This window comes from Haloarcula onubensis (genome assembly GCF_031624605.1).
Classification (GTDB): domain Archaea; phylum Halobacteriota; class Halobacteria; order Halobacteriales; family Haloarculaceae; genus Haloarcula; species Haloarcula onubensis.
The window spans coordinates 81,357-94,412 of sequence record NZ_JAMQOS010000003.1 but is presented as its reverse complement, the minus strand read 5'-3'; the positions used below and the strand labels follow the sequence as shown (position 1 = coordinate 94,412).

The window sequence follows — 13,056 nt, the reverse complement described above, 5'->3', positions numbered from 1 at the left end:
GCTTCGCAGACGCCCGTTCCGCTCGCGTACCTGGCGGCACAGCCGCCGACTCCGGTACCCGGCGTCGGACGCTGAGTGCGCGCCGCCGCTATCGGTCCGTGAACGCCACGCTGATATCGTCGACGTAGTGGGCGGCGTCGGCCTCCTGGACGACGGCGTGGCCCACGGCGAGATAGAGGGTGTCAGTCGAGAGCTCCGGCGTCGTCCACTCGAACCGGTACGCCCGCCAGCTGTCGGCGAGCCCCAGTGGTTCCCACACGCCGCCGTACGGCGTCGGTCCCGTTCCACCGTGTCTGCCCAGCGTGGCAATCGTCAGGCCGTGAGCGCGGGCTATCGCGCGAACACGGGGACGGGCAGGCTGTCGGAGTGAAGCATACGGCGCTCCGCGCCGTTTCCCCGGAATCGAGGCCAGCGAGGTCGCCTTGCGACCTCGTAAGCGAGCGGCGAAGCCGCGAGCGGGTCGAGATTCCGGCCTTTTTAGCGTAGATTTTTGCCGGGAGGGTTTCCTCGCGAGCCTGCGGCTCGCTGCGGAGGACCCTCCCGGCAATAAGGTACTAGAACAGCCGCTGGAACCGATTGACGCCCGCATCCGTCCCGGCGATGACGAGGCTGTCCGCGTACCGGATGCGGACGTCGGGGCCGAGGTCGGTCAGGACGGACCCGTTGCGCTCGACGGCGACCACGGTACAACCGGTCCGCGAGCGCACCTCGGCGTCGCCGAGCGTCGTCCCGGCGAGTTCACCGGCCTCGGTGCGGATGATCTCGACCTGCTGGTCCATCGAGATGACGTCCTCGTCTTGCAGGATGGTGGAGGCGAGCATCCGGCCGCTCACCGTCGCCAGCGAGAGGACGTAGTCGGCGCCGGCGCGGTACATCTTCGTGACGTTCTCGCTCTCCTCGGCGCGGGCGATAATCTCCACGTCGGGGTTGAGGTCCCGAATCACGAGGGTGGCGAACTCCGTGTCGGTGTCCTCGGAGAGCGCGAGGATGACGGTGCGGGCGTCCCCGATGCCGGCGGCCCGCAGGTCGTCGGGCTCGGTGGCGTCGCCCGCGACGTCGACGCCGTCCTTGTCGACCATATCGAGCACGGTATAGGGGACGCCGGCGTCCCCCAGCCCCTCCGCGATGGTCTGGCCGACCTCACCGTAGCCGACGATGACCGTCTCGCCGCGGCGAAAGCCCCGGACGCTGGAGAGGGTTCGGGACTTCAGGCGTTCGAGTTGTCGGGCGGTCCCCGAGGCCAGCAACACCGTCGACCCGTCGAGTTCGGCGTCGGGCGAGGGCGGGCTGACGAACTGGCCGCGGAACCACGCCCCGATGATGTTGACCCCGGTCTCCTCGCGGATGCCGCTCTCGGCCAGCGTCGTGCCGACGAGGTCGCTCCCGCGGTGGATGGGCAGTTCGGCGATATCGAAGTCCTCGCCGACCTCGATGGAGTCGCCCAGCGTCGTCGAGACGCCCGTCGTGACCTTGCTGGCGAGGCTCTCGCCGAGGATTCGGCGCGGCGAGAGGACGGCGTCCGCGCCCGCCAGGTCGTGGTACTTCGCGCGGTCTGGCTCCTCGACGACGCTCACCGTCCGGACGTGTTCGTCGACCTCGCGGGCGGTGAGGACGATACTGGTGTTGATCTGGTCGGAGGCGTCCGCGACGAGGGCGCGCGCGTCGCCGAGGCGGGCCTTTTCCAGGCCCTCGACGGACTGGGGGTCGGCGTGGATGACGTGATACCCCTCCTCGTAGAGCGCGTTGGCGCGGTCGCCGTCGGGTTCGACGACGACGTAGCCGACGTCCCACGACTCCAGTTCGGTGACGAGGGTCTCCCCGCGGGGGGTGAACTGGCAGATGACGACGTGGTCCTCGAGTTCGCGCTCGACGGTCGTCGGCGCCTTCGTCTTCATCGCCTCCTCGAACAGCGGAAAGAGGAGGACGGGCAGCGCCAGGAAGATAGCGGTGACGCCGGTTATCTGCATCAGGATGGTCAGCAGGCGCATCTCCGTGCTCGTCCAGGGCGCGTCGGAGCCGTAGCCGGTCGTGGTGAACGTCTCGACGACGAAGGCCAGCGCGTCCAGGAACCGCCGGGGGTCGTTCTCGAAGGCCGACATCCCGTAGTCGTAGGCCAGCGCGTAGCCCAGGATAACACCGGCCAGGCCGACGAGGTACAGGACCGTCCGTCGCTGCCACGTGTCCATCTACTCAGTACGTTGCCGAGGCGACCTAAAACAGTTCTGACGGGCGTCTACGCCGCGGCCGGTTTATATACTATCTGTGGCGTGACACTCCAGTGACAGCTGTGGCGGCGGCCACTTCGTCGTGCGGTTACACTTCCACTCCGCTTCGGCTGGGTTTAAGTACCCTGGCCTACTCGTTTCGAACGCAGTCACACGCTCTCCCTATCCGTTTTCGCCGGCCCGACAGTATAACACGCCACGGCCAGTAGCCGGTGCTATGCTATCCGTCGAAGACGTGCGGGCGGCGCGCGACCGGGTCGCCGAGACGACTCGCCACACACCGCTCGAGTACTCCCACACGTTCTCCGCGATGACCGGCGCCGAGGTCCACCTGAAGCTCGAACTGTTCCAGCGGACCGGCTCGTTCAAACTGCGGGGCGCGACCAACCGCATCGCGACGCTCTCCCCCGAGCAGCGGGCGAAAGGCGTCGTCACGGCCAGCGCGGGCAACCACGCCCAGGGCGTCGCGCTGGCGGCCACGCGCATCGGCGTCGACTCGACCATCGTGATGCCCGAACACGCCCCCATCTCGAAGGTGAAAGCCACCCGGAGCTACGGGGGCGACGTCGTACTCTACGGCGAGGACTACGACGAGGCCGCCGACCGCGCCCACGAGATAGAGCGCGAGGAGGGGCGCACCTACGTCCACGCCTTCGACGACGACTACGTGATGGCCGGCCAGGGGACCATCGGGCTCGAAATCTACGACGAACTCCCCGAGGTCGACACCGTCGTGGTGCCCATCGGCGGCGGCGGCCTCATCAGCGGCATCGCCACCGCGCTGAAGGGACTGGACCCCTCGATTCGCGTCGTCGGCGTCCAGGCCGAGGGGGCCTCTAGCGTGGCCGAGTCCCTGCGCACGGGCCACCGCATCGAGCGAGACAGCGTCGAGACCATCGCCGACGGCATCGCCACCCGAACCGTCGGCGAGCGAACGTTCGAGGTCATCCGCGAGCGTGTCGACGGCGTGGTGACCGTCTCCGACTCGGAGATTGCGGTGGCGCTCACCACGCTCCTGGAGCGGTCGAAGACGCTCGCGGAGGGCGCCGGCGCCGTCGCGCTGGCCGCCGTCATCGAGGAGAAGTTCGACTACGACGACGGCGAGGTCGTCGTCCCGGCGCTCTGTGGGGGCAACATCGACCTCAACACGCTGACGAACGTCATCGTCCGCGGGCTGGTCGAGACGGGTCGCTATCTCCGTATCAGGACCGTCCTGAAGGACCGTCCCGGCGCCCTGGAGGAACTGGTCGGGGTGCTCTCCGACCAGCAGGTCAACATCTACGCCATCGAGCACGACCGGACGAACCGGGACGTGGCGATGAACGACGCCGAGGTGGAACTGGACCTCGAGACGCGCGGCCCCGACCACGTCGACGACCTGCTCGCCGCACTGCGCGAGCACGGGTTTCCGGTCGAAGTGCTGGTCTGACGGCGCTGCCGGCTCGACGGCGCCTTTATACGGTTCGCACGCCCGGTCTCGGGCATGCAAGACACCGTCTTCCGCGACGACATCGACGACTTCGACGCGACGACCGACGTCTTCGGCGACCCACCGGCCCGCTCGGCCGTCGGCGTCGATGCGCTCCCGAAGAGCGTCGCCGTCGAAATCGATGCCACCGCCCTCCGCTGATGGACCCCCGAACCAAGTCCAGCCTGCTGTGGGGCGTGGTCGGCGGCCTGGCCTTCCTCGTCCTCCTGCAGGGGTACGAACTTCTCAGCGGCCAGCGGGTCGCACTCGGCGCGAAGTTCGGCGTCGCGCTGGTCGTGCTGGCCGGTGCCGCGGTACTGACCTACGCGGCCCGGAACCGCCTGCCCGGAAACGAAAGTCCTTAACCGACCGCCCCCGGACTCTCCGTTGAGCCAGGATGGCCGAACGGTAAGGCGCACGCCTGGAAAGCGTGTTCCCTTTCGGGATTCTGGGTTCAAATCCCAGTCCTGGCGTACCACTTTTTACTTCGTCGCCCTTCCTCGCGAGCCTCCGGCTCGCTGCGCTCGCCGTATGCTACTGTACCGCAACGACTGGGATTTAGTCCAGCTACAATTGCCGAGAACACTCCTCACAGTAGCCGTCCTCGTTCACCGTTCCGCAGTGGCGACACCGGACGCCGTCGACTGCCTCGCCGGCGTCGCCGTCCTCCACTGGTGGCGCCGGTCTCTTTCGCAGTCGCTCGCGGCCATCGCGCACGATATCGCGGAGGACCGGAAGCGCCGCCGCGAGCGCGACCAGCGTCATCACGGTCGCCGTGAGGACGTAGAGCTCGCCGGCCGTGACCATGCCGCTGCTACGGTCGCCAGCGAGGTAGCTCCTCGGGCGCTACAGGCCGCGGTAGAACTCGAGGGTGTACCCCTCGGGGTCCTCGACGAACGCGGCGTAGGCGTCCGCTGACTCGATTTCCGTCGGCTCTAAGACTGGTGCGGCGCCGGCCGCCAGTGCGTTCTCGAACGTCGCCTCGACGTCCTCGACGGTGAACGCGACGTGGTCGGTGTCGGCCCGCGAGGGTGCGACGGGCGTGGTCCGGGCCGGGTCGTAGCGCAACTGGAGGTCGCCGTCGCTTCCGGGCTTGCCTACGTAGACGTTCTCGACGCCGTCGAGCGTGAACCGATGTGTCTCCTCGAAGCCGAGTTCGCCGTAGAACTCGAGCGCGCGCTCCAGGTCCGAGACGCAGATGGCGACGTGTGCCAGGTCCATAGCGGCCGTTGGGAGCGGCCGCGGAAAGACAGTACCGGTCCGAACGCCTTTGTGTTTACAACGGCTGTGGTAGCTATGGAGTACACTACGCTCGGGTCGACCGGTATCGAAGTCAGCAAGATATGTCTGGGCTGTATGAGCTTCGGGAGCGGTCGCGAGTGGATGCTGGACGAGGCCGAGAGCCGCGAACTCATCGAGCGGGCAATCGACCTCGGGGTGAATTTCTTCGACACGGCGAACGTCTACTCCGCGGGCGAGAGCGAGCGGATTCTGGGCGACGTGCTGGCCGACTACGACCGCGACGAACAGGTCGTCGCCACCAAGGTCCGCTTTCCCGGCGCGAGCGACCACCGCAACGCCAGCGGGCTCTCCCGAAAGACCATCGAGCAGGAACTGTCGAACTCGCTCGACAGGTTGGGGATGGACACCGTCGACCTCTACCAGATTCACCGCTGGGACGACGAGACGCCCATCGAGACGACGCTGCGGGCGCTGGACGACGCCGTCGCCCGCGGGCAGGTCCGTCACATCGGCGCCTCCTCGATGTGGGCCCACCAGTTCCAGCGCGCGCTGCACGTGAGCGACCGCGAGGGACTGGCGCGTTTCGAGACGATGCAGGACCTGTATCACCTGGCCTACCGGGAGGAGGAACGCGAGATGTACCCGCTCTGTAATCGGGAGAACGTCGCCACGATTCCGTGGAGCCCGCTGGGTGCGGGCTACCTGACCCGCCCCCACGAGGAGTTCACATCGACGACGCGGGGCGTCCACGAGACCGAGAACGCCGAAGTCCCCTACGCCGAGGGGCCGGGGAGCCCGGAGATCAACGAGCGCGTCCAGGAACTCGCGGCCGACCACGGCGTGACGATGGCCCAGATAGCGCTGGCCTGGCAGTTCCAGAACGACAACGTCACCGCGCCAATCGTCGGCACGTCCAGCATCGAACACCTGGAGGCCGCCGTCGAGGCGCTGGATATCGACCTCTCGGCCTCGGACGTGGCGTATCTGGAGGAGCCCTACGAGCCGGTTCCCGTGTACGGCCACGAGTAGCGAGGAAGCGAGCATCGCGAGCTTCCTCGAAAGCGACGCGGTGACCATCGGGAACCGGAGAGCAGTAGCGAGGGCGACCACAGGGAGCCCTCGAACAGCGAGCGGAGCGAAGCGACACGCGAGCAGTAGCGACCGACCCCTCGAAGCGACGCGGTGACAGCGGAACCGCGAAGCGGCAGCGAGGAATCTCCTGCCGTCGGTTCCTCGCGATACGCTACAGCAACTCACCGCGGACCACGGGGACGACCCCGCCGCCGTCGGGCGGCCCGGTGACGAAGGTCGTCTCGGAGTAGGACATCTCGGCCGCGATGGCCTGCATCTCCTCGCCGGCCAGGTCGCCGGCGCCCGTGACGACGGTCAACTGGTTGCCGGTGTAGCGCTCGCGGGCGAACACGTCGACGAAGTAGAGGCGGGGCCGTGGCCTTCGGTTGACGGTCGGTCCGAAAGAGCGCTGGGGTGGGTACGACTCCCAACCGGCTGTCTCAGAGCGGGTCGAGCTGGTTGTTCTCGTCGGTAACCAGCTCCGCGACCTCGTCGTCGCGGGCGCTGGCTTCGGCCTCGATTTTCTCCTGGGCGTCGACGGCCCGCTCCTGCAGGTCGTCGACGCGGGGGATGTCGGTGACGTTCGAGAGGAGTACGGCCACGGAGAGCCGGTCAGCGTCCTCTCTGGGGTCGTCACCGGCCAGCACTTCCACGCTGTCGGTCTGTTCTTCGAGCCACTGGCGGGCGTGCTGGAGCCCCTTGCGCGAGAGCTCCTCGGGTGGGCCGGAGACGACGACCAGGGAGCGTTCGGCCGACTCGACGTCGGCGGGACAGGTGAGCCGCGCCTTGACGGCCCGCCGCACGAGGCCGTGGACCTTCTGGGCGTAGTCGGTGTCGCTTTCGTGGCCGTTGGTGCGGAACTGGTCGAGCAGCCCCGATTTCGTCCCCCGGTCCAGTTCGGCACTCGCGTAGGCGATGGTACTGACCCCGTCGGTCGACAGCGTCCGGTTGATGTCGCTGGCGTCCATCGCGGTCTCCGAGACCGTCGAGTCGTCCAGCGCGCCGGCGCCCAGCAGCGTCGTCACCCGGCGAGCGAGTTCGGTGTTGGTGTGGTCGTAGCCGCTCGACAGCGACTCCCCGGCCTGTCGCCAGGCGTCGTTGTCGAACAGCATGAGGCTGTCAGTGGCGTCGGTGAAAGACTGCAGCGAGCGGGCGGCGTTCAGCGAGGCGCGTCCGCCCTCGTCCGTGCTCGGCAGGACCCCGAGGCCGTACACCGGTTCGGCGTACATCTCGCGGAGGTGTCGGCTGACGACGGGCGCGCCGCCGCTGCCGGTGCCCCCGCCCAGGCCGGCGACGACGAGGAAGGCGTCGACTTCGTACACCGGCACGGAGTCGAGCGCGCGGTCGATTTCGCCGAGGTCCCGACGGGCCACTTCGGCGCCGAGTTCGGGGTCGGCACCGACGCCGCGCCCTTTCACTCGCTCGTGGGTCTGGCCGATGAGCAGTCGCCGGTCCTCGGGGATTCGGTCCGGTTTCGCGAGGTCGATCTCGGCGGAGTTGACCGCCAGAACGTCCTTGCACAGCGAGCGGCCGGTGTCGGCCTCGAACTCCAGGATGGCGTCGACTATCTTTCCCCCGGCGTTCCCGAACCCGATAACGGCAACGTGCATACGCCGTGGCTCCGTCGGTCCGTTTCTTTACTATGATTCGGTTACCGGCGCTCGCGGCCGGTAACCCTCGTTTACCCGCCGTCACTGTGACGACCGCTGACGACGGTCGGAAGGTCCTGTCGGTAGTTTTATGCCCCTGTGTAAAGCACGTTTTACGTGTAAAGCGAGCTTTACAGACGGCCGCTTTACGTGGTTCCCATGACGACTACCGCCACCACCCTCACGACGTACCGGCGCACGTACTTCGGCCTCTGGATGGGGAGCAGCCTCCTCTTTGCGGCCCTCGTCGCCGCCGGCTACCCGCTTGTCGGCGTCGCTGCCTTCGCGTTCGGCGCGCTCTCCGCGACGGCCCTCCAGCACCGCTCGCCAACCGTACTGTTCGACGAACGCGACACCACCATCTTCCACGAGGCCGGCGCGAACACCATCGCCGTCGTCGGGATGGCTTCGGCCGCCTTCTTCCCGACGATGACGGCGTTGTGGGCCCTCGACGTCGTCGCGTGGCCGGCCTGGCTCGCCCACCTGGCCTACTTTGTCACCGGCCTGTTCGCCATCTGGGGCCTCGCGCTCGTCGTCGCCAGACAGCGCCGCTAACGACGACGGCGAGTCCGCCCGTTACTGCACTTTCGCGACGGCGCGGGCCTCGTCCAGTAGCCGGGGTACCTCGACCGCCTCGCCGGTCTCGCTGCTCTCGATGGCGGCAAAGACGATAGCCATCGACTCCAGTGTCGACTCCACGTTCGTCGGCATCGGCTCGCCGCCGTCGAGCCACTCGCAGAACTGCTCGATGAGCCAGGCGTTGGTCCACGTCTCCCGCTCGACGTTCGGGACGGACGTGCCGTCCTTGCGCCCCGCGCTCTCGCCGGCCCGCTCGGGGTCGCGGTCGAATCGCTCGACATCGCGGTTGTCCAGCACGACGGTCTCGTCGGCACACTCCGCGCGGAACTGCTCGTGGCCCCAGCCGTTGAGCGTCGTCGCGTTGGCGTAACTCCCCTCGTAGTGGGCGCGGGTACCGTCGGCGAATGTAAGGGTCACCAGCCCGGTACAGTCGCCTTGGTAGTCCGCGCCCTCGGGCACCCACGTCTCCGCGTACACCCGCTCGCAGGGAGCGTCGACCATCGCGGCGAGCATGTCCAGGTGGTGGATGGCGCCGTCCAGCAGGAGCATGTTCTCCATCTCGTGGACGTACGTCGAGTAGTGGCCCCGCTCGCGGACGTTCCCGGTGAAGCGGGCCGTGAGGTAGTCCACGGGCGTCGCTCCGTCGACGGCCCGCCGAAAGGTCGTCTTGTCCTGGTCGAACCGGTGGGTCATCGTCAGCCCCATCTTCGCGCCGGCCGCCTCGACCGCTCGCGCGATGCGGACCGACCCCTCCAGGGTGTCGGCGATGGGCTTCTCAGAGAGGATATCGAGCCCGTGGTTCAGCGCGGTGTCGACGACCGGTTCGTGGGCCGCCGGCGGCGTGACGACCGAACAGAAGTCGGCCGTTCGCTCGTGCAGCGCGGTGTCGAGGTCCGTGTAACAGCGCTCGGCTGCCAGCCCGAGTTCCTCCTGTGCCAGTTCGTGTCTCTCGGGGTCGGTGTCGACCGCAGCGACGACTTCGACTCGACTCGCCTCGACGTTCGGTGGAATCGCCTCGGTGAGCCAGGTCTCCCCCTGGCCACCGAGCCCGACCTGTACCATCCGGTAAGTCATGCTTACAGATGCGTGTGGAGCCATAAAGCTCGCACTATTGGCCCGCTGTCATGCATAATAGTTCCTGTACTGCTCCGTCTCCTCCCCCTCGCGAGCGGCATCTCGTCGCTCGGCGCTTCGCTCACTTCACGGCTCTCCGGTCGCCGTTTCGTCGCGGCTTCTCACTACGTTCGACGCCCCGCTACTGCTCGCGGTTCCTCGCAGTCACCGCTCGCCGTTCGAGGTTCTTCACTCCGTTCAGAACCTCGCTATGCTCCGCGGGTCGCTGCGCTCCCCGCGCCGTTTCGAGGCGATTCGCTTCGCTTATCGCCTCGCTACCCCGGAAACTGCACGTGTCGCTCCATCCCGTCCTCGGCGACGACGACCTCGCCGTCGAAGACCTCGCGCGCTTCGGCGCCGAGGCGGTCGGCCTGACCGGCGTAGCGCGTCGAGATGTGGGTCAGCGCCAGCGTCCGGACGCCGGCGTCGCGGGCCACCTCGGCGGCCTCCCGGGCCGTGGAGTGGGCCGTCGCCGCCGCGCGGTCGCTGCGGTCCTCGGCGAAGGTGGCGTCGTGGACCAGCAGGTCCGCGTCCTCGCTCGCCGCGACGACGCTGCTCGTCGGTAGGGTGTCGCCGGTGTAGACGAGCGTTCGGCCGGGGCGTGGCGGCCCGACGACCTCCTCGGGCTGGACGGTCCGGCCGTCGTGTTCGATGGCCTCGCCGCGGTGGAGTTTCGAGTATTTGGGCCCCGGCGGGATGCCCAACTCCTCTTCGGCTTTCTCGCGGTCGAACTCGCCCTTGCGGTCGTCCTCGGCGAGAACGTACCCCACGGAGGCACAGCGGTGGTCGGTCGCGATGGCACGCACCTCGTACTCGGGGCGAGAGAGCACGGTGTCGCCGGCCGAAACCTCGTTGATGCGGACCGGATAGGAGGGTGTCGTACCGTTGGCCTCGATGAGCTGTTTGACGTTTCCCCGCGTGCCGGCCGGGGTGTGAATCGCCACGGGGCGCTCGCGGTCGTTGAAGTCGAACGTCTGTAGCAGGCCCGGAATCCCGAGCACGTGGTCGCCGTGGAGGTGGGTCACGAACAGGTGGTCGACGGCGAAGCCGGTGCCAAAGCGCATCATCTGGCGCTGGGTGCCCTCGCCGCAGTCGAACAGCAGGTAGTCGCCGTCCCGGTTACAGAAGATACTGCTCGTGTTGCGCTGGGTCGTCGGGATGGCCCCGCTCGTCCCGAGAAACGTCACTCGCATACTGTCAGTTCTCGGCGTCCCGCCTAAACGCGTGTCGAAAGCCGGCCGGAACGCGCGCGCTCGCCTCTACGTTGTACGGTGGTTACCCTGTGTATGGTTGCCACTTCCCCGCTGAACTGTCAACTTAGTTTATCAATCCACCTTCTGTCCCCTCGCTTGCGTTACAACATGAAACGGAGTACGATACTCGTCGCGGTCGCTGTCGCGGTCGTGACAGCGGCTCTCACAGCACAGGCCGGCGCCGTACCCGGCCCGGTAGCACAGCAGGAGACACCGACAGAGACGCCGACCGAGGGCGAACCGATGACGCCGGCTGACGGAACGGCGACCCCGACCGGAGAAGAGACGCCGACCGAGGGCGAACCGATGACGCCGACGGACGGAACGGCGACCCCGACCGGAGAAGAGACGCCGACCGAGGGCGAACCGATGACGCCCGAGGAAGACACGCCCACCGAGGGCGGCGTCGGCGTGCCGGCGGACAACGAGACCACCGGCACCGAGACCGGCGAGGGTCCGTCCCTGACCTTCGAGGACCAGGAGAGCAACGGGACGACCGTCACCGTCTCTGACGTGACGCTGACCGAGCCCGGTTACGTCGTCATCCACGACGACAGCCTCGCCACCGGTGCGACCGTCGATAGCGTCATCGGCGTCTCCGACTACCTCCCCGCCGGAACGTACGACAACGTGACCGTCACGCTGTTCGACGTCCCCGGGGCGAACTACACCGCGGACGGCGACCAGACGACCGACCCGAACGAGACGGCCAACGACACCCAACCGCAGCTAGAGGGCACTCAGGACCTCACCGCGATGCTCCACGAGGAGAGCTCCGTGGACATGGCGGCCAACGAGACCTCGGCGGACAACGAGACCTCGATGACCGACGGCATGACGTCGACGGAGACGCCGACCGCGGGCGGCGAAACCCCGACGGCCGACGGCGCGACGCCGACCGAGTCGCCCACGTCCGACAGTGAGACGATGGGCACCGACAACGAGACGATGGGCACCGACAACGAGACGTTCGACTTCGTCGAGACCGTCTCCCTGCTCGACCCGCCCGTCCTCGTCAACGACGTGCCGGTCACGGACAACGCGACCGTGACTGTCGAGGACGGCGCCGGCAACGAGACCGGAGCGACGACCGGTAACGAGACCGGCACGGCGACCGAAGACGGTGCCGGCGCGCTGACCGGCGAAGAGACCGAGACGCCGACCGGCGAGGAGACCGGCACTGCCACCGGTGAGGAGACCGGAACGATGACTGGAGAGGAGACCGGGACGCCGACCGGCGAGGCGACCGGCACTGCCACCGGACCTGGCACCGCTGAAGGGACGGCGTCGCCCACGACGACACCGTAACTACGCGCCGAGGAGACTCCGCGCGCTTCGGTGACCGCCTGACATATCGATTTTTCTTTTCTCGACCCGCCCGGGAGACCGTGCGCTGTCGGGTACGCCGCGACGCCGCGTCACCCGCGCGGATGCCCTGACACACGTTCACATTTTTAGTGGTGGCTGTCGTACCGAGTCGTATGAAGTTCGTCATCGTCGGCTACGGTCGCGTCGGGACCCGGACCGCACACATTCTCGGGAGCGAGGGTCACGAAGTCGTCATCGTCGAGCGGGACCAGGAGAAAGTCGACCGGGCGACCGACGCCGGCTTCGAGGTCGTCGTCGGCGACGGGAGCGAGGAGTCGACGCTACAGGCGGCGGGTATCGGCGAGGCGGACGCCATCGGCGCCCTCACCGGCGACCTGAACATCAACTTCACCGCCTGCATGATAGCCAAGGAACACGGCTGTCGCACCGTCCTCCGCATCGACGAGGACTACCGCGAGGAGATATACGACAAGTACGCCGCCGACGTCGACGACATCATCTACCCCGAGCGCCTGGGCGCCGCCGGCGCCAAGACCGCCCTCCTGGGCGGGGACTTCAACGTCCTCGCGGACCTGACCGAACAGCTCTCTATCGCCTCCATCGACGTGCCCGAGGGCTCGTCGGTCATCGGCAAGCGGGTCGTCGAGGTGGAACTGCCCGGCGACGCCCACATCTACGCCCACGGCCGGGCCCACGAGCCGATGACCATTCCCCTGCCACAGACCACCATCGAATCCGGCGACAGCCTGGCCGTGATGACGAGCCACGACGGCATCGACGAGGTGCGGTCGGCGCTCCGGGCCGAGGCCTGAGGCCGTTCGAATCCGCCGCCGTCAGCCGCGGCGCGCTGGCTGCTCACGTCGTCGGTACCAGCCGCTACTGTGGCGAGGGTGCCCAAAAGGGGGTGCAAGGTATCCGGGCGCGTGACAGGAGGATGGGACGTGCTACAGACGTAGCGAACGTAGCTGCCAGTTCGCGCCCGTACTGGCTGGGAGGGGACGATTCGACATAAACTCCCGTCAGACAGACGGCAGACAGCACGGCTTTCCGTCGCCCGGCCGTAGGTCACGCATGGACTGGGCCGACCTGTTCGAGCGCGCCAGCGACCACGAGACCAGCGTCGAGAC

Annotated in this window: 15 protein-coding genes and 1 tRNA gene; 8 read left to right on the top strand and 8 right to left on the bottom strand. The window is 67.7% G+C overall.

Going from position 1 to position 13,056, the window contains the following annotated elements; genetic code table 11:
• Positions 1-88: 88 nt before the first annotated feature.
• Together NDI86_RS09940 and NDI86_RS09935 are read right to left on the bottom strand one after the other, a co-directional pair.
• Positions 89-259: a hypothetical protein gene (locus NDI86_RS09940; protein WP_310900269.1), complete on the bottom strand. Its 171-nt coding sequence runs from the start codon at positions 257-259 to the stop codon at positions 89-91.
• Between the two features lie 295 nt (positions 260-554).
• Positions 555-2,186 (bottom strand): potassium channel family protein, encoded by a 1,632-nt coding sequence (locus NDI86_RS09935; RefSeq protein ID WP_310900268.1) that lies wholly within the window; start codon positions 2,184-2,186, stop codon positions 555-557.
• A gap of 256 nt (positions 2,187-2,442) precedes the next feature.
• On the opposite strand from NDI86_RS09935, the gene ilvA reads away from it, so the two are divergent.
• From ilvA to NDI86_RS09915, 4 genes are all read left to right on the top strand, one after another.
• Complete coding sequence (gene ilvA / locus NDI86_RS09930; protein WP_310900267.1) at positions 2,443-3,654, top strand: threonine ammonia-lyase; 1,212 nt, start codon at positions 2,443-2,445, stop codon at positions 3,652-3,654.
• Between the two features lie 54 nt (positions 3,655-3,708).
• Positions 3,709-3,855 (top strand): Rid family hydrolase, encoded by a 147-nt coding sequence (locus NDI86_RS09925; RefSeq protein WP_310900266.1) that lies wholly within the window; start codon positions 3,709-3,711, stop codon positions 3,853-3,855.
• Complete coding sequence (locus NDI86_RS09920; RefSeq protein WP_310900265.1) at positions 3,855-4,058, top strand: DUF7981 family protein; 204 nt, start codon at positions 3,855-3,857, stop codon at positions 4,056-4,058. Before NDI86_RS09925 ends, NDI86_RS09920 begins: the two co-directional genes overlap by 1 nt.
• Before the next feature lie 26 nt (positions 4,059-4,084).
• A tRNA-Ser gene (locus NDI86_RS09915) sits at positions 4,085-4,166 on the top strand.
• 94 nt (positions 4,167-4,260) lie between these two features.
• Here the strand turns inward: NDI86_RS09915 and NDI86_RS09910 are convergent.
• Positions 4,261-4,500 (bottom strand): hypothetical protein, encoded by a 240-nt coding sequence (locus NDI86_RS09910; RefSeq protein ID WP_310900264.1) that lies wholly within the window; start codon positions 4,498-4,500, stop codon positions 4,261-4,263.
• Between the two features lie 39 nt (positions 4,501-4,539).
• Entirely contained in the window at positions 4,540-4,914 is a 375-nt protein-coding gene (locus NDI86_RS09905; RefSeq protein WP_310900263.1) for a VOC family protein, read from the bottom strand.
• A gap of 75 nt (positions 4,915-4,989) precedes the next feature.
• On the opposite strand from NDI86_RS09905, the gene NDI86_RS09900 reads away from it, so the two are divergent.
• Complete coding sequence (locus NDI86_RS09900) at positions 4,990-5,964, top strand: aldo/keto reductase (protein WP_310900262.1); 975 nt, start codon at positions 4,990-4,992, stop codon at positions 5,962-5,964.
• Between the two features lie 214 nt (positions 5,965-6,178).
• Here NDI86_RS09900 and NDI86_RS09895 read toward each other — a convergent pair whose 3' ends face one another.
• A complete protein-coding gene (locus tag NDI86_RS09895) occupies positions 6,179-6,358 on the bottom strand; it encodes a PhzF family phenazine biosynthesis protein (protein ID WP_310900261.1) in 180 nt (59 codons plus the stop codon).
• An 88-nt stretch (positions 6,359-6,446) separates the two neighbouring features.
• The gene (locus NDI86_RS09890; protein ID WP_310900260.1) at positions 6,447-7,616 is read right to left on the bottom strand and encodes a tubulin/FtsZ family protein; all 1,170 of its coding nucleotides are present in this window, start codon (positions 7,614-7,616) and stop codon (positions 6,447-6,449) included.
• Positions 7,617-7,814: 198 nt separating this feature from the next.
• Between NDI86_RS09890 and NDI86_RS09885 the strand changes: the two genes are divergently transcribed.
• The gene (locus NDI86_RS09885) at positions 7,815-8,210 is read left to right on the top strand and encodes a DUF2178 domain-containing protein (protein WP_310900259.1); all 396 of its coding nucleotides are present in this window, start codon (positions 7,815-7,817) and stop codon (positions 8,208-8,210) included.
• Positions 8,211-8,231: 21 nt separating this feature from the next.
• On the opposite strand, the gene NDI86_RS09880 is transcribed toward NDI86_RS09885, so the two are convergent.
• Positions 8,232-9,308 (bottom strand): Gfo/Idh/MocA family protein, encoded by a 1,077-nt coding sequence (locus NDI86_RS09880; protein WP_310900258.1) that lies wholly within the window; start codon positions 9,306-9,308, stop codon positions 8,232-8,234.
• 314 nt (positions 9,309-9,622) lie between these two features.
• A complete protein-coding gene (rnz, locus tag NDI86_RS09875; protein WP_310900257.1) occupies positions 9,623-10,540 on the bottom strand; it encodes a ribonuclease Z in 918 nt (305 codons plus the stop codon).
• A gap of 168 nt (positions 10,541-10,708) precedes the next feature.
• Between rnz and NDI86_RS09870 the strand changes: the two genes are divergently transcribed.
• The gene (locus NDI86_RS09870) at positions 10,709-11,908 is read left to right on the top strand and encodes a DUF7282 domain-containing protein (protein ID WP_310900256.1); all 1,200 of its coding nucleotides are present in this window, start codon (positions 10,709-10,711) and stop codon (positions 11,906-11,908) included.
• A 173-nt stretch (positions 11,909-12,081) separates the two neighbouring features.
• A complete protein-coding gene (locus NDI86_RS09865; protein WP_310900255.1) occupies positions 12,082-12,741 on the top strand; it encodes a potassium channel family protein in 660 nt (219 codons plus the stop codon).
• Positions 12,742-13,056: the final 315 nt, after the last annotated feature.